Raw genomic sequence first — 21627 nt, forward strand, 5'->3', positions numbered from 1 at the left:
GCTTGCGCAGACGATCGCCCGCCGCGGAGGAAGCCACCGCGATGAGCATCGAACTTGCCGTGCGCCATCGCCAGGGGACGTTCACGCTGGATGCCGCGGTCTCGACCGACGCGCGGCTCGTGGCGCTGTTCGGGCGGTCGGGCTCGGGCAAGACCACGCTCGTCAAGGCTGTCGCCGGACTGATCCGGCCGGACGAAGGCCGCATCGCCATCGACGGCGAGGTGCTGGTCGACACGAATGCCCGCGTGTTCGTGCCGCCCCATCGCCGCAGGATCGGCATGGTGTTCCAGGATGCGCGGCTGTTCCCGCATCTCGACGTCCGCCGCAATCTGACCTACGGGCGGATGTTCTCGCCGCGGGCGGCGCGGCGGACACGGCTCGACGACGTGGTCGACCTGCTCGGCATCGGCCATCTGCTCGGGCGACGGCCGGAGGCGCTCTCCGGCGGCGAGAAGAGCCGCGTCGCCATCGGCCGGGCGCTGATGTCGGACCCGCGCATCCTGCTGATGGACGAGCCGTTCGCCTCGCTCGACGAGGCGCGGCGGCAGGAGATCATGCCCTATGTGGAGCGGCTAAGGGACGAAGGCCGCGTGCCGATCCTCTATGTCAGCCACGCAGTCGGCGAGGTGGTGCGGCTCGCCTCGGTCGTGGTGGCGCTCGCCGACGGCAAGGTGACGGCGGCGGGGCCGACCGACGCGGTGCTGAGCCGCCTCGGCGCCGCGGCGGCGACGAGCCCGTCCGATCCCGGAACCGTGCTCGCCGGAACCGTGGCCGCCCACGACGAAGCCGAAAGCCTCTGCGAGATCGCCACCCCGGCGGGCCGCGTGATGGTGCCGTTTCTGCCGCTGCCCATCGGCGCGCCGGTCAGGCTGCACATTCCCGCCCGCGACGTGATGCTGGCCGTGGAACCGCCCCGGGGCATCAGCGCCCTCAACGTTCTGCCCGGCGTGATCTCGCGACTCGATCCGGATGGCGGGGCGTTCGACGTCGCCGTGCGCTGCGGCGAGGCGACCATCATGGCCCGCGTCACCCGGCGCTCCGTGGTCGCGCTCGGCCTCGAACCCGGCCGGCCTGTCCACGCGCTCGTCAAGGCCGTCGCGCTGCATCCGGCCGGAAGCGGGTTGTGACAGCACGCGCGCTTTCCGGTTCTTCAGATCGCTTCGATCTCACCCGGGCGGGTTCTCGACCCGCGCGATGAGGGCCGCCTTGTCGAGGGTGAAGTCGGAGGCGATCCAGGCGGATTTCAGCGCGGCAAGCCGCTCGCCCATGCCGCGGCCGGGCGGGATGCCGAGCGCGGCGAGATCGGCGCCGGAAACCGGAAAGGACGGCGCCTGCCAGCCACGTGCGACCGCCAGCAGCGCCGCGAGGTGTCCGGCATCGGCGTCGCAACCGCAATCGGCAGCGGCGAGCAGGAGGGCGCCTTCCGCCGCATCCGCGCCGAAGCCGTGGACGAGGCGGCGTACTGCGGCGGAGTCGACCGGCCCGAGGCCCGCTTTGCGGGCGCCGAGGGCGACCTGCGCACCGACGAGCGCGGCCATGGCGCCGCGGAGCGCATTGGCGAGCTTCAGGCGGTCGGCGAGGCGGTCGACATCCTCTGCCACGAGGACGCCCAGGGCGACGAAACCCAGCGCGGGCGGCAGGCGCCGCGCCGCCGAGCGGGCGGGCACGAGGGCGGAGACGCGCGCGAACCGCGCCGGCAGGCCGATGCCGCCGAGCACCCGGCCAAGCAGACCGGTTTCCGACAAAGCCGGCATCACCGTCGCGGCCGAGCAGGCGGTGACGAGCTTCGTCATCTCCGCGGCGATGCGCTCGGCCGAGAGACGGCGGAGGCCGGCGCGGCCGCGGACCGCGGCGGCGAGACCGTCGCCGTCGGGTTCGCCCCGGCCGTAGCGGGCGCAGAAGCGGAAGAAGCGCAGGATGCGCAGATAATCCTCGGCGATCCGTCGGTCGGGATCGCCGATGAACCGCACCCGGCGCGCGAGGCAGTCGCCGTAGCCGCCGACGGGATCGAACAGCGTGCCGCCGGCATCGACATAGAGCGCGTTCATGGTGAAGTCGCGCCGCCGGGCATCGACGTCCCAGTCGCGGCCGAAGGCCACTTCAGCGCGCCGGCCGTCGGTCGCCACGTCGCGGCGCAGGGTGGTGACCTCGAACGGCCGGCCGCCCGCGACGACCGTCACGGTGCCGTGCTCGACGCCGGTCGGTACCGCTTTGAAGCCGGCGGCACGGGCCCGGCGCATCACCTCCTCCGGCAGGGCGGTGGTAGCGATATCGATGTCCTCCACCGGCTCGCCGATGAGCGCATTCCTGACCGCGCCGCCGACGATGCGGGCTTCCTCGCCATCGGCCCCGAGGGTGGCGAGCAGGCGCTGGGTCGCCGGATCGGCAAGCCACGGCGCGTCGCCGAGCGACGGCGGGCCGCCCGGCGCAACCGGGCTCATTCCAGCCGGGTTCACGCCAGCCGGGTTCATTCGATGTGTCCGGGCATCAGCACGCCGTCGCGCAGTTCCGCCGGGTGGTAGGTGCCCACCGTGGCCGACTGGTCGAGGAAGCCGAGCGCGACAAAGCCGCCCGCCATCAGGATCAGCCCCGCCAGCGCGAGCGCGGCGAGCGGATGCCAGTTGTCGGGCGCGGGCATCGACCGCCGGCTCCACACGAGATAGAGCGCGTAGAGCGCGAACGGCGCCAGGAACAGGGCGGCCTGGATGAGGACGAGCCGGGCCATCAGCCGTAGAGCCTGTTGTAGAGCGCCCGCAGGATGCCGGCGGTGATGCCCCAGATCGTCCGCTCGCCGTAGCTGAGGCTGTAATAGCGCACCGTCAGCCCCCTGAGCACGCGCTGGCCTTCCGAGAAGCTCGCCTCGCGCATCAAGAACGACAGCGGCACCTCGAACACGTCGGCGACCTCGGCGGCGTTGGGCACGATGCGGTGTTCGGGCCGGACGATGCCGACGACGGGCACGATGCGGTAGCCGGTGCCCGCGATATAGGGATCGCCGAAGCCGATGGGACGGATCTCGTCGGCGGAGAGGCCGATCTCCTCCCGCGCCTCGCGGAGCGCCGCCGCGACCGGGCCGACATCGTCCGGATCGATCTTGCCGCCGGGCAGCGAAATCTGGCCGGCATGGCTCTTCAGGTGCGGCGTGCGCAGCGTGAAGATGACCGTCGCCTCGTCGCCGCGATCGACCACCGGCACCAGCACCGCCGCGTCGCGCAGCTTCGGACGGCCGTCGCCGAAGATCGCGGGATTGAAGACGTGGTCGCCGAAATCGGCCGGCCGCTCCAGCACGGGTTCGCCGAGCCCGATCAGACGATCGGGCGCACGGGCGGCGAGCGCCGCGGCCGAGAACGCCGGCAGCGGTGCGGCATCGGGCGCGCCGGCTGCGGCCGGGTGAACCCCGCCGTTGGAAGCCATCGCACCGTCCGCGACCTTGTTCAGCATGATGGCGCGAACTCCACAGATCGATTCACAGATCGATTCGTTGTCACTGCCGGCGGAGGCGCCGCCGGGCCGCCGGTGGCCATCCGTTATAGCCCATCCGGCAGGGGGAAGAACGTTCCGCCGCCCCAGAGCCCGAGGCCGGCACCGCCGGGCCCCGGTTCGAGCCGGCCGGCGAGTTCCATCGCCACCGCGCGCGTCGCCAGCGCCTCCAGCCCGCCCCGCACGAGGATATAGGGCTTGAACCCGCCTGTCTCCGCTTCGACGGCGAAACGGAGCGGATGGTGTTCTCCGGCCTCGATCACGTCGCCGAAGCCGGTGCGGAACGTCAGCCGCGCGGCGGGTCCCTCGCCTTCGGCGTGGACCTCGACCGCCGCGAGCGGCGCATCCTCGACGACGATGCGCACCTTCTCGACGGGCGTCACCAGCCAGAAGGTGCCGTCCTCGTCGCGCCGCAGGATCGAGGCGAACAATGCGGCGAGCGCCTGCCGGCGGATCGGCCGGCCTTCGTGGAACCACGTGCCGTCGCGGGCGATGCGCATGTCGATGGCGCCGCAATCGGGCGGGTTCCAGCGCTCCACCGGTCGAGGCCCGGCGCCGGCACCGGCGCGCGCCAACAGCGCGGCGAGCCCTGCGGCCTCGCCATCCGCCGCCGAGGCGGGCGAAATCGCGGTGTCGGCGGCATCCCCCTCCGACCGTATCATTCCCGTTCCTCCGTCGTGGCCCCGGCGGGCTGGCTCGATGCTTGCTTGTTTTCCAGCGGAATTTATCCCGACGAGAGTGCTTTCCGATCTGATGGAATCATCAGATCGACCAGAAATCGCTCCCGATTCAAAAGTCTGAGCATATCCTTGCCGTTCAGATCGCTTCGATCTGAACGGGATAGGCTCTAGGTAGTGCGCGCGGGCGCCTGCGGCAACGAACGGACACAGCCGCCGCCGTTTCGGCGATGGCGCGGTTGTGAAGAGATCAATCGGAAGATTGCCGGCCGGCGCGATGATGGCGCCACGATTCCGCCCGCCTTGGCCGGTCGTATGCAAGTTTACGCCGAGTGGGCGAGAGACCGGCGCTCGAGACACTCGGCGCGTGGACGAAGGCTCTCGGTGCCGCCTGCAGCGCGAGCGCACGGGATCCGGCCTCCAGCCCGCGTCGGTCGCGCCCGCTTGAGGGGCGAGAGCGGCGGGGCATGACCATGCGGAGCTGAGCGTGCGGGGCTGAGGACAGGTGGCGGGGAAATGCCCGCTTTCGACGCACCGGGCGGCGCGGGTCACGCGGAAATGGTGGATTGCCGCGCGTTTGGGCATCATATGGGTTCGCAGGGACCGGCCGCAGCGATACGGGCGACGTCCGCCGCAGGGCGATCCGGGCAGGACCGGCTACGAAAGGAAGGCTTCATGAGCGCGATCACCGACACCCGCGAGGCCGATCCGGCGCAGGTCGTTGCCGAGGCGGAGGCCGCCGTCGCGCGCCTTGCCGCCGCGAAGGCGGAGATCGGCCGGGTGATCTTCGGCCAGGAGCAGGTGGTGGAGCGCACGCTCGTCACGCTGATTTCCGGCGGCCACGGCCTGCTGGTCGGCGTGCCCGGTCTCGCCAAGACCAAGCTCGTCACCACTCTCGGCACCGTGCTCGGGCTCGATGCCCGCCGCATCCAGTTCACGCCGGACCTGATGCCGAGCGACATTCTCGGCACCGAGGTGCTGGAACAGGCAGCCGACGGCAGCCGCTCGTTCCGCTTCCTGCGCGGGCCGGTGTTCGCCCAGCTGCTGATGGCCGACGAAATCAACCGCGCGAGCCCGCGCACCCAGTCGGCGCTGTTGCAGGCGATGCAGGAGAGCCACGTCACCGTGGCCGGCCAGCGCCACGACCTGCCGCGGCCGTTCCACGTGCTCGCCACCCAGAACCCGCTGGAGCAGGAGGGCACCTATCCCCTGCCCGAAGCCCAGCTCGACCGCTTCCTGCTGCAGATCGACGTGCACTATCCCGACCGCGACGCCGAGCGGCGCATCCTGATCGAGACCACCGGCAACGACGAGGCCGAGCCCCGCGCGGTGCTGTCGACCGACGAACTGACCGGCTTCCAGCGCCTCGTCCGACGACTGCCGGTCGGCACCTCTGTGGTGGAGGCGATCCTCGATCTGGTGCGCTCGGCCCGGCCGGGCGAAAGCACCTCGCCGGCCGCCGCCGCCATCGCCTGGGGCCCGGGCCCGCGCGCCAGTCAGGCGCTGATGCTGGCGGTGCGCGCCCGTGCGCTGCTCGACGGGCGGCTCGCGCCCTCCGTCGACGACGTGGTGGCGCTGGCGGTGCCGGTGCTGCAGCACCGCATGGCGCTGACCTTCGCCGCCCGCGCGGAAGGCGCGACGGTGCGCGGCGTGGTCGACCGGCTGGTGGCGCCGCTGCGCTGACGCCCCCAGGACTTCGAAACGAACACGCGGACGGAAACGGGCCTTTGAGCATCACGGCATCCACGGCGGCATCAGGCGGGACAGGCGGAGCGGACCGGGCGAAGGCGGTGCGGACCCTCGCGGGCGCTCCCGGCCCGGACGCCCGCACCGTCGAGGCCAAGGCCCTCTCCGCCGCCCTGCCCGAGCTTCTGGTGGAGGCGCAGAGGGTTGCCGCCAGCGTCGTCGCCGGCTGGCACGGCCGCCGCCGGCCCGGCGCCGGCGAGACCTTCTGGCAGTTCCGGCCGTTCATCTCCGGCGAACCGGCGCACCGGATCGACTGGCGCCGCTCCGCCCGCGACGATCACCTCTATGTGCGCGAGCGCGAGTGGGAAGCCGCGCACACCATTTGGCTCTGGGCCGACATGTCCGTCTCGATGGCGTTCCGCTCGCCGCTCTCCAACGTCGTGAAGCGGGACCGGGCGGTGGTGCTGATGATCGCGCTCGCCGAACTCGCCGCGCGCGGCGGCGAACGCGTCGGCGCGCTCGGGCTCGCCCCTCCGGTCGCGAGCCGCAATGCCGCCGAGCGCATCGCCACCGCGCTGATGCATCGCGGCGACGAGCCGGTCGCGTCCGGGCTGCCGGCCATCGGCGAAGTCCGCGGCTTCAGCGACGTGGTGGCGATCGGCGACCTGATCGACCCGGTTGACGACCTCGTCGGCTGGATCGAGGGGCTCGCCGGCCGCGGCGTGCGCGGCCATCTCGTTCAGGTGCTGGACCCGGCCGAGGAAACCTTCCCGTTCGACGGGCGCACCGAGTTCGAGGACCCGGAGACCGGCGCCCGGCTGGTGGCCGGACGGGCCGAGGACTGGCGCGCGGCCTATCGCGACCGCCTGGCCGCCCACCGCGAGACGGTGCGCGCCGCCGCGATCCGCGCCGGCTGGTCGTTCATCGTCCACCACACGGACCGCCCCGCCTCCGAGGCGCTGCTTGCCGTTCACGCGGCGCTGTCGGGCAGCGGCGGCATGGCCGGCGGGAGACAGTTCTGATGGGGTTCCTGCCGCTCGGCTTCGCCGCCCCCGCCGTTCTCGGCGCGCTCGCCCTGCTGCCGGTGATCTGGTGGCTGCTGCGGCTGACGCCGCCGCGGCCGCGGCGGGTGGCGTTCCCGCCGACCCGGCTGCTCGCCGATCTGGCGCGCCGCGAGGAGACCCCGGCCCATAGCCCGTGGTGGCTGGTGCTGCTGCGGCTGGCGCTCGCCGCCGCGCTGATCGTGGCGCTCGCCGGCCCGATGTGGCGGCCGACGCCCGGCCTCGGCGCCGGCAGCGGCCCGCTCTTGCTTCTGGTCGACAACGGCTGGGCCGCGGGACCGGACTGGGAGGCGCGCGAGAAGGCGGCGGAGGAAGCGATCGACGGCGCCGAGCGCGACGGCCGCGCCGTGTCGCTGGTCGCGACCGCCGAAGGCACACGGCAGGACTTCGCGCCGACAACGGCCGCCGCCGCGCGCGAGCGGCTGGCCGCGCTGGCGCCGCGCCCGTGGCAGACCGACCGTGCCGCGATCGCCGCGGCGCTTCCCGCCGCCTTCACGGAGACGCCGCCGGGCTTGACCGTGTTTATCAGCGACCGGCTGGCGGCCAAAGACGACGGCTTCACCGCCGCGCTGGAGGCGCTCGGTTCCGGGCCGGTGACGATCCTTGAGGACCACCGCAAGGACCCCCTTGCCATCGCCGGGCTCGACAACACCGCCGATGCGCTCTCCGTTCGCCTCGCACGGCTGCCGCCCGCCGCCGGAAACGGCTTGCCCGGGCCGTTCGCCGTGCGCGCGGTCGACGAGAAGGGCTTCGAGATCGGCACCGTGCAGGCATCGTTCGAAGGCACCGCCGCCGGGGCCGTCGCCCGCTTCGACCTGCCGACGGAGCTTCGCAACGACATCGCCCGCTTCGAGATCGCCGGCGAGAGAAGCGCCGGCGCGGTGCATCTGGTGGACGACCGCTGGCGGCGGCGCACCGTCGGGCTGATCTCCGGCGGCAATGCCGACCTCGCCCAGCCGCTGCTGTCGCCACTGCATTATCTTTCGCAGGCGCTCGCCCCCTATGCCGACCTGCGCGAGCCGCGCGAGACCGAGGTCGATGCCTCCGTCGAGCGGCTGATCGGGGACGGCGTTTCCGTGATCGCGCTCGCCGATATCGGCCGCCTGCCCGGCCCGGCGCACGACGCGCTGTCGGCGTGGGTGGACAAGGGCGGCGTGCTGGTGCGGTTCGCCGGCCCGCGGCTTGCCGCCGGCAACGACGACGACCTCGTGCCGGTGCGGCTGCGCCAGGGCGGGCGGGTGCTCGGCGGCACGCTGTCATGGGAGAACCCGCAGCCGCTCGCCGCGTTCTCGCCGGCGAGCCCGTTCGCCGGCCTTCAGGTGCCGGACGACGTGACCGTGACCCGGCAGGTGCTGGCCGAGCCGGACGCCGACCTCGGCGAGCACACCTGGGCGAGCCTTGCGGACGGCACGCCGCTGGTGACGGCGCGCAAGCGCGGCGAAGGCTGGATCGTGCTGTTCCACGTCACCGCCGACACCGCGTGGTCGAACCTGCCGCTGTCGGGCACGTTCGTGGAGATGCTGCGCCGGATCGTGGCGTTCTCGGCCGCCGGTTCGGGCAGCGGCGAAGTGGCGAGCGGCCAGCCGCTGCCGCCGGTGAGCGTGCTCGACGGCCTCGGACGGCTGGTGCCGCCGGGACCGGACGTGCAGCCGATCGCCCCCGGGACGGATCTCGACAAGGCCCCGATCGGCCCGACCCATCCGCCCGGGCTCTACGGCGCCGAGCAGGCCTATCGCGTTCTGAACCTGTTCAGCGGCGCGGTGACGCTGACGCCGTTCGATCCCGGCGCGCTGGGCGGCCGTGCCCACCGCGCCGACCTTGCGACCGAAGGGCCGGTGGACCTGAAACCGTGGCTGCTGGGGGCCGTCATGATCCTGTTCCTCGCCGACAGCCTCGTCGTGCTCCTGCTCGGCCGTGGCCTCGGATGGCGGCGCCCGGCGGCCGCGGCGTCGCTGATCGCGGCGGCGCTTCTCGCCGCGCCGCTGCTGGTCGCGCCCTCCGGCCCGGCCCGGGCGGCCGAGCCCACCGCGTCCGCGAGCGCCCCCGCGCCGGCCAGCGATCCCGCCGCCGTGCGGTTCGCAGAGGAGGCGACGACGGCGACGCGGATCGGCTACGTCACCACCGGCAACGCCACCATCGACGAGGAAAGCCGCCTCGGTCTCGAGGGGCTCACCCGCTTTCTCGGCGAGCGCACCGCGCTGGAGGCCGGTGCGCCGATGCCGATCGACATCGAACGCGACGAGCTTGCGTTCTTTCCGGTGATCTACTGGCCGATCGACCCCGACCAGCCGAAGCCCTCCGAGAAGGCGATGGCCCGGATCGACGCCTACATGCGCAATGGCGGCACCATCCTGTTCGACACGCGCGACCAGCTTTCCAACACCGGCGGCTCGGTCGGACCGGCGACGGCGAAGCTGCGCGAGATTCTCGACGGCCTCGACATTCCGCCGCTGGAGCCGGTGCCGCCCGATCACGTGCTGACCAAGGCGTTCTATCTGCTGCAGGACTTCCCCGGACGGTGGGACGGTAGCCCGCTGTGGGTGGAAGCCAGCGAGCCGGCGGAGGGCGACGGCGAAGGCGGCACGGCGACGAGGCCGGTGCGCTCCGGCGACGGCGTATCGCCGATCATCATCACTGCCAACGACTTCGCCGGCGCCTGGGCGGTATCGGACACGGGCGACTGGCTCTATCCGACGGTGCCGGCGGATTCCGGACAGCGCGAGCACGCCATCCGCTCCGGCATCAACATCGTGATGTACGCGCTGACCGGCAACTACAAGGCCGACCAGGTGCATGTGCCGGCGCTGCTGGAGCGGCTCGGCCAGTGATCTGGCGAGCGGTCCAGTCCCACGCCCACCCTCGAACGGAAACGAACCGATAGCCGATGAACTGGTCGTTCGCCTTTGCCCCGCTGGTGCCCCTCTGGCTGATCGCCGGCTTCGCCGCCGTCGTGGTGGCGCTTGCCGGCATCGCACTGGTGCGGCGGATGCGCGGCGCGGTGGTGCGCCTCGTCGCCGGGCTCGCGCTCGCCGCTGCCCTCGCCAACCCGTCGCTGGTGGACGAGAAGCGCACGCCGCTGTCGAGCGTCGCCGCCATCGTGGTCGACCGCAGCCAGAGCCAGGAGCTCGGCACCCGCGCGGCGGCGACGGAGGCCGCCCGCAAGGCCATCGAGCAGGCGATCGCCGGCCAGCGCAACGTCGAGGTGCGCGAGATCGACGTGCCGCCCGCCCGCGCCGGGGCGGCGGCCGACGGCACGCGGCTGTTCGACGCCCTCGCCAACGGCCTTTCCGACGTGCCGCCGGACCGGGTCGCCGGCGCAGTGCTGATCACCGACGGGCAGGTGCACGACGTGCCGGCGCCGGCCGCGCTCGGCTTCAACGCGCCCGTCCATGCGCTCGTCACCGGCAAGGCCGACGAGATCGACCGCCGGCTGGTGCTGGAACGCGCGCCGCGCTTCGGCCTCGTCGGCACCCGCCAGACCGTGCGCCTCAAGGTGGAGGACACCGCCGGATCGCAGCAGGCGGATGCGCGGCTGACGGTGCGCCGCGACGGCGAGACCGTGGGCACCCAGACGGTGCCGGTCGGCCGCAGCGTCGATATCGGCATCGATATCGCCCACGGCGGGCAGAACATCTTCGAGTTCGAGGTGGAACCGCTGGCGGGCGAGCTGACCGAGGCCAACAACACCGCGGTCGCCATCGTCGACGGCGTGCGCGAGAACCTGCGCGTGCTGCTGGTTTCCGGCGAGCCCCATGCCGGCGAGCGGACATGGCGCAACCTGCTGAAGTCCGACGCCTCGGTGGACCTCGTCCACTTCACCATCCTGCGGCCGCCAGAGAAGCAGGACGGCACCCCCATCAACGAACTGTCGCTGATCGCCTTCCCGACGCGGGAACTGTTCTCCACGAAGATCAATGAGTTCGACCTCATCATCTTCGACCGCTACCACCAGCGGGGCATCCTGCCGCTGGTCTATTTCGACAACATCGCCGAGTACGTGCGCAAGGGCGGCGCGGTGCTCGTCTCCGAAGGGCCGCCGCAGGACCCGGAGACCTTCACCGGCGCCACCCTGTTCGAGACCCCGCTCGGCAGCGTGCTGCCGGCCGAGCCGACCGGCCGCGTGATCGAGGAGCCGTTCCGGCCGGGCATCACCGAGACCGGAAAGCACCATCCGGTGACGCGCGACCTGCCGGGATCGGCCTCGAACCCACCGGCGTGGAGCCAGTGGTTCCGGATGATCGACGCCAACCCGAGTTCCGGCCAGACCATCATGAACGGCGCCGAAGGCCGGCCGCTGCTGATCCTCGGCCGCGAGGGCGAGGGACGCACCGCGGCGCTGCTCTCCGACCACGCCTGGCTGTGGGCGCGCGGCTACGAAGGCGGCGGGCCGCACGTGCAGTTGCTACGCCGGCTGGCGCACTGGCTGATGAAGGAGCCGGAGCTGGAGGAAGAGGCGCTGCGGCTTTCGGCCCGCGGCGACGGGCTGGTGGTGGAGCGCCAGACGCTCGGCGACAAGATCGGCACCATCACGCTGACGGATCCGGCCGGCAAGACCACCGCCGTGGCGATGAAGGAGATCGAGCCGGGCCTGTGGCGGGCGGACGTGCCGGCCTCGGGCGTCGGGCTCTATCTCGCCACCGACGGCGAGCGCAAGGCGCTGGCCCATGTCGGCCCGCCGAACCCGCGCGAACTCGCCGACGTGCGCTCGACCACCGACGTGCTGAAACCGATCGCCGATGCGACCGGCGGCACGGTGCGCCGCATCGAGACCGGCGACGGCAAGGTGGAGATGCCGCGCGTGACGATGCTGCGCAATGCGCCGCGTTATGGCGGCGACGACTGGATCGCGCTCAAGACCACCGACGCCTCGGTGCTGGACGGTCTCGTCAAGGTGCCGCTGTTCGCCGGCTTCCTCGGCCTTGCCGTGCTGCTGGGGCTGATGTCGTCGACGTGGCTGCGCGAAGGCCTGCGGCGGTTCTCGCGGCGCTGAGGCAGCAGAACGCGGCCTCAGGCGCCGCCGGGCGGATCAGGGGGCGAACCCGGCCCGGCGGGCCCGGACGGGCAGCGAGGATCCGGAGCGCGTTCCGTCGTCGGGACCGGATCGGTCCCGCGGGAGCGGCCCGGATCAGGCGCCGCCGTCGAGGGTGTCGAGAGCATAACCCGTTCAGATCGGATCGATCTGAACGACAAGGATATGCTCAAGCTTTTGAATCTGGGGCGATTTCTTGTCGATCTGATGTTGCCATCAGATCGGAAAGCGCTCCAGGGAACGGCGGACATCGCCCGGGTCGAGCCCGATATCGCGCACGAGGTGCTCGCTCGTCTCCAGCAGCCGGTGCAGGTCGCGCCGGTGCTGCGCCTCGTCCAAGCGGGCGCGTCGCGTGGCGCCGTAGGCACGGATCGCCGCTGCGAGGCCGCTTTCGCGACCGTTGCGCAGGAGGGCGGCCCCATGCAGACTGGCATTCTTGCTGGTCATGGAAGCCTCCTGTTCGTTCGTTTCCAGGCTGGCTTTATCCGCCCCTTGAGGCGACTACTCAATCGATTACTTTGTTCCGTGACCGTGCGTTAAACTCATGTGAAACTCCGTGCGAGGACCGATGCGGCTGCCCTCCCTCACCGCCCTCAGGACGTTCGAGACCGCCGCCCGGCTCGGCGGGGTGACACGCGCTGCGGAGGAGCTGAACGTGACCCAAAGTGCCGTCAGCCGGCAGATCCGTCTGCTGGAGCAGGAACTCGGCGTCTCGCTGTTCCGCCGGGTGCATCGCGGCGTGGTGCTTTCGGCCGAGGGCGAACGCCTCGCCGCAACCCTGCATGATGCCTTCAACCGCATCGCCGAGGGCGTCGACCGCCTGCAGCGCGACCCGTGGACGCTGAAGATCCGCGTGCCGCCGACCTTCGGCGTGCGCTGGCTGTGGCCGCGGCTGCGGCAGTTCGAGGCCGCCCACCCCAAGGTGACCGCCGAAGTTTCCATGCTGTGGGCCTGCACCGACCCCGGCGACGGCGGCTTCGACCTCGGCGTGCGGCTGCGCCCGGGCGCGTGGCCGGCGGAAAACCTGACGGAACTGTTCGAGGAGCGGCTGGCGCCGGTGTGCGCGCCGGCTTTCATCGCCGGCCGCAAGCCGCCGGCGAGCGGGGCCGATTTCGAGCGCTTCCCGCTGCTGCATTGCGCGAACCACCACGACTGGCGGCTCTGGTCGCGCAACTGGTCCGGCGGGCCGTTCGATTGCGAGCATGGCGAGACCTTCGACACGCTCGATTTCGCGCTTCGGGCGGCCGAAGCCGGGCGCGGCGTCGCCGTCACCGACCTGGCGATGGCGGAAGACGACATCGCGGCCGGACGGCTGCAGGTGCTGGTGCCGGAAGCGGTCTCCAACGGCCACGTCTATTATCTGGTCTCGCCCGATCCACACACCGAGCGGCCGGCCGTGCGGCTGTTCCGCAAGTGGATCGTGGCGCAGGCGGACGAGACGCGCACCGGCGGCCGGGCGGCCGACCGGCCCGAGGCAGCCGAGGCCAACGCGGGAGCCGCGACCGGAAAAGACTGACGCCCCCTTCCCTCGCAGCGACGAAGCCCGGCTGGGTGGGCCCGGAAGAACGCGCGCCGAGTGATGCGGAGACGTTCAGTCTTCCACGCGGCCTCAGTCGTCCACGCGGCCGCGCAGGGTCTTGGTGCGGCCGCGCTGCACCTTGGCGTCGAGCCGGCGCACCTTCGAGGCGAGCGTCGGCCGCGTCGCCCGCCGCTTGACCGGCGGCACCGCCGCCTCGCGGATCATTTCGACGAGGCGGTCCACGGCATCCTGCCGGTTACGTTCCTGGGTGCGGTGGCGGTCGGCGGTGATGACGATCACGCCTTCCGCCGTGAGCCGCTTGCCGGCGAGCTTCTGCAGCCGGATCGACACCGCATCCGGCAGCGAGCGCGAGCGGCGGGCATCGAACCGCAACTGCACCGCCGTCGACACCTTGTTGACGTTCTGCCCGCCCGGACCGGAGGCGCGGATGAACGTTTCCTCGATCTCGGCCGGATCGAGGACGATGGCGTCGGTGACGGGGATCGGATCGCGCGCGGCCACGGCTTCGGCTCCGGCCGTCAGACGGTGAGCTTCTCGCGGATGACGTAGAGCTTGCGGATCGGCTCCAGCGTCTCCCACGTGCCGCTGAAGCCAGACGGGATGAAGAAGTGGTCGCCCGGGCCGTAGGTCTCGCTGGCGCCGTCGGCGGCGGTGAGACGGACACGGCCTTCGAGGATCACGCAGACCTCGTCCTCGGTGTAGTTGACGGGCATCGAGGTGACGTCCGACACCCAGTAGCCGACGCTGAGCTCGCCCGCGGGATCGGTGTAGAGATTGTCGGCCCCGGTCGGCGTGCCATCACCGATCTTCAGCGACGACTGAAGCCGCAGGGAATGGACGGCGGGCGTGGCGATATCGGCCATGGAACGGGTCTCCGGTGCGTTGGTGTCGACGGGGAGCCTAGAGCATATCCCGTTCAGATTGAACCGATCTGAACGACAAGGGCATGTTCAAGCTTTTGAATCCGGAGCGATTTCTTCCAATGGCCGCCTCCGACGCAGACGCGGCGCGGCGTCAGATATCCGACCATTCGTAGCCGCGCACGTCCTCGCCGAAGCTCGCGGCGACGAGATAGCGCGCGAGGCGGCGCTCGTTGAACAGCTTGCGGTAGCGGTCGCGACCGGAGTGGCCGATATCGCGCCACGAGCCGTCGCCGATGATCGCCGTCAGCCGCTGGGCGAGATCGGCGGCGGTGGAGAAGAACACCGCGTCGTCCTCGCCGAGGAAGCGCTGGTAGCCGATGGAGCGCGGCAGGCAGACGCAGAGCCCCGAGCCGAACAATTGCGCGATGCGGTCGGAGGAATAGAACGGCACGTCGTTATATTTCGACCAGTTGAGCGCGCATTTCGCCGCGGCGAGCGCCTCGAAATAGGCCCGTCCCAGCAGGCGGCGCTTGGAGGCGCCGTGGCCGACGATGCGCACCTTGGGCGCGCGCCGCGTCACCTCCTCCAGGAAGGCCCACTGCGACGCCCCGGGGCCATAGCTCGACACATACATCAGGTCGGTCGACTTCTCCTCGACGGCAAAGGCATCGATATCCTCCATCGAGGCATCGGTCGGGTTCGGGATGTAGGCGGCCTTGACGCCCGCGGCCCTGAGCCGCGCCAGCGGCTCGCCGCCGGTGGTGACGAACGAGGCATCGACCCGGGGGCCGCGCGCCGTCATGCGCTTCATGACGTGGCCGTCGATCAGCGCGTCGCAATCGACATTGACGATGCGGCAGCCGGGCGAGAGCTTGCGGATGGCATCGAGCGTGGCGTCGGTGACGACATCGGCATGGAACAGCGCGACCAGTTCGGGCCGGAAATGCTCGCAGATTTCCAGAAGCGACAGGTTGGAGCGCGCCCGCCCGATCGGCGGCATGGCGGTGTGGGCGATGCGCGATTCGTCGCGGTCGCGGAAGTGCACGACATTGTGCCCCTCCCGGATCAGCCCGTTGAGGAACTTCTTGTCGTACGAATAATAGAAGCCCGCGAACTTGTTCTTGTAGCCGGGGCCGCAGAGGATGATCCGCATGAGGCTTCAGAAGGCGTTGGCGCCGGCGGCGCGGGACGGGAGGTCAGGGGCGCATTCGAACGGCATCGGTTCTCCGTAATCGACCGGCGCGGCCGCGTCCATCCCCCGGCGGTGTGTGGGCACGCCGGCAAGACCTGATAACCCCCCGGCAGGTGGGGTGGGCTTCAGCGTCTCCCCGACAGAGGCCCCGCCTTGACAACGACCCGGCCGGACCTGATCTGCGGGACCAGACTTCAGCACGGACACGGTAACCGCCTCCATGCCCCACCACGCCCCTCCCCCCGCCTCGTCGCCGCCGCCGGAACCGCTTGAGATGGGGCCGGATGAGGCGGTGCTGGCGTTTCTGGAGGCGCGGCGCTCGCCGCCGCTGCGGTCGCTGGCCGCGCCCGGGCCTTCGGCGGAGGACCTGGCGCGGATGCTCGCCATCGCCGCGCGGGTGCCGGACCACGGACGGCTGGTGCCGTGGCGATTCATCGTCATTGAGGGCGATGCCCGGCGCGCGGCCGGGGAGCGGCTGGACCGGCTCTATGCCGAGCAGAATCCCGGGCTCGACCCCGCAAAGGCGGACATGTGGACGCTCTACCTGATGCGGGCGCCGACCGTGGTGGTCGTCGTCAGCCGCGCCGATTCCGCCGCCAAGGTGCCGGAATGGAACCAGCAGCTTTCGGCCGGCGCGGCAGGCATGGCGCTGACGATGGCGGCGGCGGCCATGGGCTTCGCCAGCCAGTGGCTGCTGAAATGGCCGGTCCGCGATCCCGACGCCGCCGCCCTGCTCGGCATCGGCCGGGATGAACGCGCCGCCGGCATGTTCCACATCGGCCGCCCCAGCCTGATCGCGCCGGACCGGCCGCGCCCGGCCCCCGAATCCGTCGTGACGCGCTGGTCGCCGGACGAGGCGTGAGGGCGGCCTTCCGGCAAATGTGAGGGGCGCCCTTCGGGCCCATGCCGCACGGGCGCGCCGGGCGGGGCGCGTCAGCACGGGCCGCAACACCGTCCGAAACCAAGGAAAGCGCCGCCGGGAACGCGGCTGCATCGACGAATTGCTGCGGTGCAGCGTCAATTCCCGATTGGATCCCCGCGATTTTTGATGTTCGTTCCTCAGACGAAGGTGACGGTCGCACTCAGGCGTGCCGATGCCTCTGATCGCGGCCGGCATCGCCCGGGCGCGCGGACATCGCCCCGGTTCCGGCCGGGATGGACAAAGGGCCGAGCCAATCGGCCGAACATGGCGGACGAACCGCCGCCCGCGGAGGAAACAGCCCGATGAAGACCCTGAAAGGCCCGGCGATCTTCCTCGCCCAGTTCGCCGGCGACCAGCCGCCGTTCAACTCGCTCGCCTCCATCGCCGAATGGGCGGCCGGGCTCGGCTATCGCGGCGTACAGATCCCGACCTGGGACAGCCGCCTGATCGACCTGAAGCGCGCGGCGGAATCGAAGACCTATTGCGACGAGATCGCCGGCATCGTGGAGACCCACGATCTCAGCATCACTGAGCTTTCGACCCATCTGCAGGGCCACCTCGTCGCCGTGCATCCCGCCTATGACAGCCTGTGCGACGGCTTCGCGCCCGCCGCCGTGCACGGCAACCCCGCCGCCCGGCAGGAATGGGCCGTGGAGCAGCTCAAGCTCGCCGCCCGCGCCTCCGCCAATCTCGGGCTCGATGCCCACGCCACCTTCTCCGGCGGGCTGGCGTGGCCCTATCTCTATCCGTTCCCGCAGCGGCCGCCCGGCCTGATCGAGACGGCCTTCGACGAACTGGCGCGGCGCTGGCGGCCGATCCTCGATGCGTTCGACGATGTGGGCGTGGACGTCTGCTACGAGATCCACCCCGGCGAGGACCTGTTCGACGGCACCACCTTCGAGATGTTCCTGGAGCGCGTCGGCAATCACCGACGCTGCAACATTCTCTACGATCCCTCGCACTTCGTGCTGCAGGCGCTCGATTATCTCGACTACATCGATATCTATCACGAGCGCATCAAGATGTTTCACGTCAAGGATGCGGAGTTCAACCCGACCGGCCGCCAGGGGGTCTATTCCGGCTACCAGCCGTGGATCGACCGCGCCGGCCGGTTCCGCTCGCTCGGCGACGGACAGGTCGATTTCGCCGCGATCTTCTCCAAGCTCGCCAAGTACGACTTCCCGGGCTGGGCGGTGCTCGAATGGGAATGCTGCCTGAAGCACCCGGAGGACGGGGCGCGCGAGGGCGCGGCCTTCATCGCCGATCACATCATCCGCGTAACGGAAAAGGCGTTCGACGACTTCGCCGGCGCCGACACCGACGAGGCCGCCAACCGGCGGATGCTCGGCATCGGCTGACCCGCCCGACAAGAACAAGACAGAACGGAGGAGACGACCCCATGTCCATCACCGGACGCGACGACGGTTCACCGGGGCCGGACCGCATTTCCTATGCCATGGTCGGCGGCGGCCAGGGTGCCTTCATCGGCGCGGTGCACCGCCTCGCCGCCCGGCTCGACGACGAGTTCGCCCTCGTCGCCGGCGCGCTGTCGTCGGAGCCGGAACGCGCCGTCGCCTCCGCCCGCGCACTCGGCATCGCGCCGGACCGCAGCTATGCGAGCTGGCAGGAGCTGATCGAGCGCGAGAGCGCCCGGCCGGACAAGGTGGAGGCGATCGCCATCGTCACCCCGAACCACGTCCACTACGCCCCGGCGAAGGCGGCGCTGGAGGCGGGCTTCCACGTCATCTGCGACAAGCCGATGACGACGACGCTGGAGGAAGCGCGCAGCCTCGCCGAGACGGTGAAGCGCACCGGGCGGCTGTTCATCCTCACCCACAACTACACCGCCTATCCGATGATCCGCCATGCGCGGGCAATGGTGGCGGCGGGCGAGCTCGGCCGGCTGCGGGTGGTGCAGGTGGAATATGCCCAGGGCTGGCTCGCCACCCCGCTCGAGGGCACCGGCCACAAGCAGGCCGACTGGCGCACCGATCCGAAGCGGTCGGGCGCGGGCGGCTCGGTCGGCGATATCGGCACCCACGCCTTCAACCTCGCCTCGTTCGTGAGCGGGCTCAACGCGACGAGCCTGTGCGCCGATCTCTCGATCTTCGTCGAGGGGCGCCGGCTCGATGACAATGCCAACGTGCTGCTGCGCTTCGAGGGCGGCGCCACGGGGATGCTGTGGGCGAGCCAGGTCGCCATCGGCAACGAGAACCGGCTGGTGCTCAGGCTCTACGGCGAGAAGGGCGGGCTTTCCTGGTCGCAGGAGCAGCCGAACGATCTGCACTGGTCGCCGCTCGGCGAGGCGACGCGGCTCATCACCCGCGGCACGGCCCATGCCAACGCGGCCGCGGCGCGGCTGACGCGCATCCCCTCCGGCCACCCGGAAGGCTATCTGGAGGGCTTCGCCAATCTCTACGGCGAGGCCGCCCGGGCGATCCGCGCGGCGCGTACCGGTTCGGCCCCCGATGCCGAGGTGCTCTATCCGACGGTCGAGGACGGCGTGCGCGGCGTCGCCTTCATCGAGGCAGCCGTCGCCTCCAGCGCCAAGGGAGGCGTGTGGGTGCCGCTCTGAGCGGCGCCCGAACCTTTACACGCGCAGGCCTTACAGCCGCCGGACCGACGAAAGCTGCACGCCGCCCGCCGCAATGCGCGCGGCGGCGGCAGCGACATCCTCCACCACGACCTCCATGTGGAAACCGCTGGCGTGGATCATCCGGGTCCCGTCGAGCATGATCGCGACGTGCCCCGGCCAGAACAGGAGGTCGCCGCGCAGGCGGCCGTCCTCGATCGAGACGGGTGCGCCGACGGTCTTTTCCTGCAGGTCCGTGTCCCGCAGCACCGTCCGCCCGGTGAGGCGAAGGGCAAGCTGCACGAGGCCGGAGCAGTCGATGCCGAAGCTCGACGTGCCGCCCCAGAGATAGGGCACCCCAATCAGACGCTCGGCGACGGCGACGAAATCGGACTGCGCCGCGTCCAGGGGGGCGAGGTGGCGGGCGACCACTGCGTGGCCGCTGGCGAGCAGCGCGTAGGTCAGGCCGCGCTTCTCCGTCTCGCCGACGACGGTGACGCCGGCCCCGAGCGGCAGGGCGGCGAGCGGCGGCAGCTTCATCTCCGCCGCCGGATAGACGAACGTCTTCAGGGCCGTGACATGGTGGGTCGGCGCGGGATCGGCCGGCCCGAGCATGTCGGCGGGCAGATAGCCGACATAGCCGTCGCGGTCGAGTTCGCCCCAGGCCCAGCCTTCGATGGTTTCCTCGTAGACGGTGACGACGTCGCCCGCCAGCGCCTCGGTGTCGAGCGGTGCATCGGATCGCGGAGAGCGGCGCAGCGGCGCGAGCGGCGCGGCGACGCGGCGGACCTCGCCCGGCACGAAGCGCGCGGCCTCGACCCGGCCGCGCAGCCGTTCCGCGGCGAGGTCGCTCCGCGCCGGCGTCAGCCTCGGTTCGATGTCGCGCATCACCGCGCCCCCTGCCGGCTGCCGCCGAGCGCGCCCGTGAGGGTGCCGGCCGCGAGGCGTTCCTTCAGGAGCGCATAGAGCGCGCGGATCGACTGTGCCTCGCCGCCTTCGACCCGGCCCGGCCGCGACTGGGGCGCCCAGCCGTAGATGTCGAAATGGACCCACGCGCCCGCGCCCTCGACGAAGCGGGCGAGGAACAGCGCGGCCGTGACCGAGCCGGCGAACGGCGCGGCGGAGTTGTTGTTGATGTCGGCGACCTTCGAATCGAGCCAGCGCGCATAGGGTCGCCACAGCGGCAGGCGCCACACCGGATCGCCGACCTCCATCGACAGCCGGCCGAGATCGGCCGCCAGCGCCTCGTCGTCGGTGTAGAACGGCGGCAGGTCCGGCCCGACGGCGACACGTGCCGCACCGGTGAGCGTGGCGAGGTCGATCAGAAGGTCCGGCTTTTCCTCGCAGGCGAGCGCCAGCGCATCGGCCAGAACCAGCCGGCCCTCCGCGTCGGTGTTGCCGATCTCGACGGTGAGGCCCTTGCGGCTCGGATAGACGTCGCTCGGGCGGAAGCTCGTGCCGGAGACGGCGTTCTCCACCGCCGGCACGATGACGCGGAGATTCACCGGCAGCTTCGCGTCCATGATCATGTGGGCGAGGCCGAGCACATTGGCGGCCCCGCCCATGTCCTTCTTCATCAGGAGCATGCCGCTCGACGGCTTGATGTCGAGGCCGCCGGTGTCGAAGCACACACCCTTGCCGACGAGGGTGACGCGCGGATGCGACGGGGCGCCCCAGCGCATGTCGATCAGCCGTGGCGCCCGCGGGCTGCCGGCACCGACCGCGTGAACGAGCGGAAAGCCCTGCGCCAGCAGGTCGTCGCCGACGACGATCTCGATCGCGGCATCGTGACGGGCCGCGAGATCGAGCGCCGCGGAGGCCAGTTCTTCCGGCCCCATGTCGTTGGGCGGGGTGTTGATGAGGTCGCGGGCGAGATAGACGCCGGCGACGATGCGCAGGACGTCGTCACCATCGACGCCGGCCGGAACGGCGAGGCGGACATCGCGCGGCTTGCCGGCCTTGTAGCGGGTGAAGCGATAGGCGCCGAGCGCGAACGCGATCACCGCGGCCGCGGGATCGTCGAAGCCCTCCGCCAGGGCATAGTCTCCCGGCGGCAGGCCGGTGGCGAGGGCGCCGGCGGCCAGCGGATCGGCCGGCCCGGCCCCAAGCCCGAACAGCACCGCCGACGGCGCGCCGTTGTCACCCGGCAGCACGGCGAGGCTTCCCGCTGCGCCCTCAAATCGCTGGGCGCGCAGGCACCCGGCCGCGTAGACCTCCCCGCCCGCGCAGAGCCGCGCGGCCGTCGTCTCGGCCTCGGCCGGCCGCACGCCGTAGATGGGGATCGTCGCGGATGCGGCGTCGGACGGGATCAGGCAATCGGACACGGGCGGCACTCCTGCGGCGGTTCTGAAGCCAGACCCTAGAGCGCTTTCAGACCGGAGGGAATCGCCCGATCAGCAGGGCACCGCAGCGCCCGGCGGATGTGTCGCGCGATCGCGGCCGTGAACCCTGTTGAAAGCAACGGGGAGAAAAGCGGCTGCACATAAAATAGACAGCACGCGAACGATTATCACGAAGATGCCTCATTCCCGCCGTTCACGAGCCATCATGGGGCATATGATGGTCCTTGTCGCAGCCGAAGCTCTGTCGGGTCGGGCAACGGAAA

General features: G+C 71.2%; 19 protein-coding genes. 9 read left to right on the forward strand and 10 right to left on the reverse strand.

Annotated features, from left to right (window positions below; translation table 11 throughout):
- Nucleotides 1-41 precede the first annotated feature (41 nt).
- Nucleotides 42-1127 (forward strand): molybdenum ABC transporter ATP-binding protein, encoded by a 1086-nt coding sequence (gene modC, locus BUF17_RS05005; protein ID WP_073626262.1) that lies wholly within the window; start codon nucleotides 42-44, stop codon nucleotides 1125-1127.
- 39 nt (nucleotides 1128-1166) lie between these two features.
- Here the strand turns inward: modC and BUF17_RS05010 are convergent, their stop codons facing one another.
- From BUF17_RS05010 to BUF17_RS05025, 4 genes are all read right to left on the reverse strand, one after another.
- Nucleotides 1167-2471: a CCA tRNA nucleotidyltransferase gene (locus BUF17_RS05010; RefSeq protein ID WP_244530765.1), complete on the reverse strand. Its 1305-nt coding sequence runs from the start codon at nucleotides 2469-2471 to the stop codon at nucleotides 1167-1169.
- A complete protein-coding gene (locus BUF17_RS05015) occupies nucleotides 2468-2725 on the reverse strand; it encodes a DUF6111 family protein (RefSeq protein ID WP_073626266.1) in 258 nt (85 codons plus the stop codon). The genes BUF17_RS05010 and BUF17_RS05015 overlap by 4 nt, the downstream gene beginning before the upstream one ends.
- Nucleotides 2725-3414 (reverse strand): CoA pyrophosphatase, encoded by a 690-nt coding sequence (locus BUF17_RS05020; RefSeq protein WP_084564222.1) that lies wholly within the window; start codon nucleotides 3412-3414, stop codon nucleotides 2725-2727. The genes BUF17_RS05015 and BUF17_RS05020 overlap by 1 nt, the downstream gene beginning before the upstream one ends.
- Before the next feature lie 113 nt (nucleotides 3415-3527).
- On the reverse strand, nucleotides 3528-4142 hold the full coding sequence (locus tag BUF17_RS05025) for a DUF1285 domain-containing protein (RefSeq protein ID WP_084564055.1): 615 nt from the start codon (nucleotides 4140-4142) through the stop codon (nucleotides 3528-3530).
- Nucleotides 4143-4832: 690 nt separating this feature from the next.
- Here BUF17_RS05025 and BUF17_RS05030 point away from each other — a divergent pair.
- The 4 genes from BUF17_RS05030 to BUF17_RS05045 all read left to right on the forward strand — a co-directional run bounded on the left by BUF17_RS05030 (nucleotide 4833) and on the right by BUF17_RS05045 (nucleotide 11894).
- Nucleotides 4833-5840: an AAA family ATPase gene (locus BUF17_RS05030; protein WP_073626268.1), complete on the forward strand. Its 1008-nt coding sequence runs from the start codon at nucleotides 4833-4835 to the stop codon at nucleotides 5838-5840.
- Between the two features lie 107 nt (nucleotides 5841-5947).
- Nucleotides 5948-6865: a DUF58 domain-containing protein gene (locus BUF17_RS05035; protein ID WP_073627122.1), complete on the forward strand. Its 918-nt coding sequence runs from the start codon at nucleotides 5948-5950 to the stop codon at nucleotides 6863-6865.
- A complete protein-coding gene (locus BUF17_RS05040; RefSeq protein WP_073626270.1) occupies nucleotides 6865-9732 on the forward strand; it encodes a DUF4159 domain-containing protein in 2868 nt (955 codons plus the stop codon). Before BUF17_RS05035 ends, BUF17_RS05040 begins: the two co-directional genes overlap by 1 nt.
- 56 nt (nucleotides 9733-9788) lie before the next feature.
- Nucleotides 9789-11894, forward strand: coding sequence for a hypothetical protein (locus BUF17_RS05045; protein WP_073626272.1), 2106 nt, complete (start codon nucleotides 9789-9791; stop codon nucleotides 11892-11894).
- Between the two features lie 255 nt (nucleotides 11895-12149).
- Here the strand turns inward: BUF17_RS05045 and BUF17_RS05050 are convergent, their stop codons facing one another.
- On the reverse strand, nucleotides 12150-12380 hold the full coding sequence (locus BUF17_RS05050) for a hypothetical protein (RefSeq protein ID WP_073626274.1): 231 nt from the start codon (nucleotides 12378-12380) through the stop codon (nucleotides 12150-12152).
- Between the two features lie 121 nt (nucleotides 12381-12501).
- Between BUF17_RS05050 and BUF17_RS05055 the strand changes: the two genes are divergently transcribed.
- Nucleotides 12502-13449 (forward strand): LysR substrate-binding domain-containing protein, encoded by a 948-nt coding sequence (locus BUF17_RS05055; protein ID WP_073626276.1) that lies wholly within the window; start codon nucleotides 12502-12504, stop codon nucleotides 13447-13449.
- Between the two features lie 93 nt (nucleotides 13450-13542).
- Here the strand turns inward: BUF17_RS05055 and arfB are convergent, their stop codons facing one another.
- The 3 genes from arfB to BUF17_RS05070 form a co-directional block, all read right to left on the reverse strand.
- Nucleotides 13543-13974, reverse strand: a complete 432-nt coding sequence (gene arfB, locus BUF17_RS05060; RefSeq protein WP_244530767.1) for an alternative ribosome rescue aminoacyl-tRNA hydrolase ArfB — start codon at nucleotides 13972-13974, stop codon at nucleotides 13543-13545.
- Nucleotides 13975-13991: 17 nt separating this feature from the next.
- Nucleotides 13992-14336, reverse strand: coding sequence for a cupin domain-containing protein (locus tag BUF17_RS05065; RefSeq protein ID WP_073626278.1), 345 nt, complete (start codon nucleotides 14334-14336; stop codon nucleotides 13992-13994).
- A gap of 151 nt (nucleotides 14337-14487) precedes the next feature.
- On the reverse strand, nucleotides 14488-15489 hold the full coding sequence (locus BUF17_RS05070) for a glycosyltransferase (RefSeq protein ID WP_073626280.1): 1002 nt from the start codon (nucleotides 15487-15489) through the stop codon (nucleotides 14488-14490).
- A gap of 313 nt (nucleotides 15490-15802) precedes the next feature.
- Between BUF17_RS05070 and BUF17_RS05075 the strand changes: the two genes are divergently transcribed.
- The 3 genes from BUF17_RS05075 (at nucleotide 15803) to BUF17_RS05085 (ending at nucleotide 19025) form a co-directional block, all read left to right on the forward strand.
- Nucleotides 15803-16390 carry a nitroreductase family protein gene (locus BUF17_RS05075; RefSeq protein ID WP_073626283.1) on the forward strand — a complete coding sequence of 196 codons (588 nt, stop codon included), beginning with the start codon at nucleotides 15803-15805 and terminating at the stop codon, nucleotides 16388-16390.
- A gap of 362 nt (nucleotides 16391-16752) precedes the next feature.
- On the forward strand, nucleotides 16753-17808 hold the full coding sequence (locus BUF17_RS05080; RefSeq protein ID WP_073626285.1) for a sugar phosphate isomerase/epimerase family protein: 1056 nt from the start codon (nucleotides 16753-16755) through the stop codon (nucleotides 17806-17808).
- A gap of 41 nt (nucleotides 17809-17849) precedes the next feature.
- Complete coding sequence (locus tag BUF17_RS05085; RefSeq protein WP_073626287.1) at nucleotides 17850-19025, forward strand: Gfo/Idh/MocA family protein; 1176 nt, start codon at nucleotides 17850-17852, stop codon at nucleotides 19023-19025.
- A gap of 30 nt (nucleotides 19026-19055) precedes the next feature.
- On the opposite strand, the gene BUF17_RS05090 is transcribed toward BUF17_RS05085, so the two are convergent.
- Nucleotides 19056-19910, reverse strand: a complete 855-nt coding sequence (locus BUF17_RS05090) for a C40 family peptidase (protein WP_073626290.1) — start codon at nucleotides 19908-19910, stop codon at nucleotides 19056-19058.
- Nucleotides 19910-21331: a leucyl aminopeptidase family protein gene (locus tag BUF17_RS05095; RefSeq protein WP_428977629.1), complete on the reverse strand. Its 1422-nt coding sequence runs from the start codon at nucleotides 21329-21331 to the stop codon at nucleotides 19910-19912. Before BUF17_RS05095 ends, BUF17_RS05090 begins: the two co-directional genes overlap by 1 nt.
- Between the last annotated feature and the right edge of the window lie 296 nt (nucleotides 21332-21627).

The organism is Pseudoxanthobacter soli DSM 19599 (assembly GCF_900148505.1).
GTDB lineage: Bacteria > Pseudomonadota > Alphaproteobacteria > Rhizobiales > Segnochrobactraceae > Pseudoxanthobacter > Pseudoxanthobacter soli.

Bases quoted from the DNA above. Each gene is read 5' to 3' on its own strand.
- BUF17_RS05010 (WP_244530765.1), bottom strand. From the start codon at position 2,471: ATGAACCCGGCTGGCGTGAACCCGGCTGGAATGAGCCCGGTTGCGCCG.
- BUF17_RS05050 (WP_073626274.1), bottom strand. From the start codon at position 12,380: ATGACCAGCAAGAATGCCAGTCTGCATGGGGCCGCCCTCCTGCGCAAC.
- BUF17_RS05025 (WP_084564055.1), bottom strand. From the start codon at position 4,142: ATGATACGGTCGGAGGGGGATGCCGCCGACACCGCGATTTCGCCCGCC.
- BUF17_RS05020 (WP_084564222.1), bottom strand. From the start codon at position 3,414: ATGGCTTCCAACGGCGGGGTTCACCCGGCCGCAGCCGGCGCGCCCGAT.
- BUF17_RS05015 (WP_073626266.1), bottom strand. From the start codon at position 2,725: ATGGCCCGGCTCGTCCTCATCCAGGCCGCCCTGTTCCTGGCGCCGTTC.
- BUF17_RS05080 (WP_073626285.1), top strand. From the start codon at position 16,753: ATGAAGACCCTGAAAGGCCCGGCGATCTTCCTCGCCCAGTTCGCCGGC.
- BUF17_RS05090 (WP_073626290.1), bottom strand. From the start codon at position 19,910: ATGCGCGACATCGAACCGAGGCTGACGCCGGCGCGGAGCGACCTCGCC.
- BUF17_RS05085 (WP_073626287.1), top strand. From the start codon at position 17,850: ATGTCCATCACCGGACGCGACGACGGTTCACCGGGGCCGGACCGCATT.
- BUF17_RS05070 (WP_073626280.1), bottom strand. From the start codon at position 15,489: ATGCGGATCATCCTCTGCGGCCCCGGCTACAAGAACAAGTTCGCGGGC.
- BUF17_RS05075 (WP_073626283.1), top strand. From the start codon at position 15,803: ATGGGGCCGGATGAGGCGGTGCTGGCGTTTCTGGAGGCGCGGCGCTCG.
- BUF17_RS05045 (WP_073626272.1), top strand. From the start codon at position 9,789: ATGAACTGGTCGTTCGCCTTTGCCCCGCTGGTGCCCCTCTGGCTGATC.
- BUF17_RS05055 (WP_073626276.1), top strand. From the start codon at position 12,502: ATGCGGCTGCCCTCCCTCACCGCCCTCAGGACGTTCGAGACCGCCGCC.
- BUF17_RS05065 (WP_073626278.1), bottom strand. From the start codon at position 14,336: ATGGCCGATATCGCCACGCCCGCCGTCCATTCCCTGCGGCTTCAGTCG.
- BUF17_RS05040 (WP_073626270.1), top strand. From the start codon at position 6,865: ATGGGGTTCCTGCCGCTCGGCTTCGCCGCCCCCGCCGTTCTCGGCGCG.
- modC (WP_073626262.1), top strand. From the start codon at position 42: ATGAGCATCGAACTTGCCGTGCGCCATCGCCAGGGGACGTTCACGCTG.
- BUF17_RS05030 (WP_073626268.1), top strand. From the start codon at position 4,833: ATGAGCGCGATCACCGACACCCGCGAGGCCGATCCGGCGCAGGTCGTT.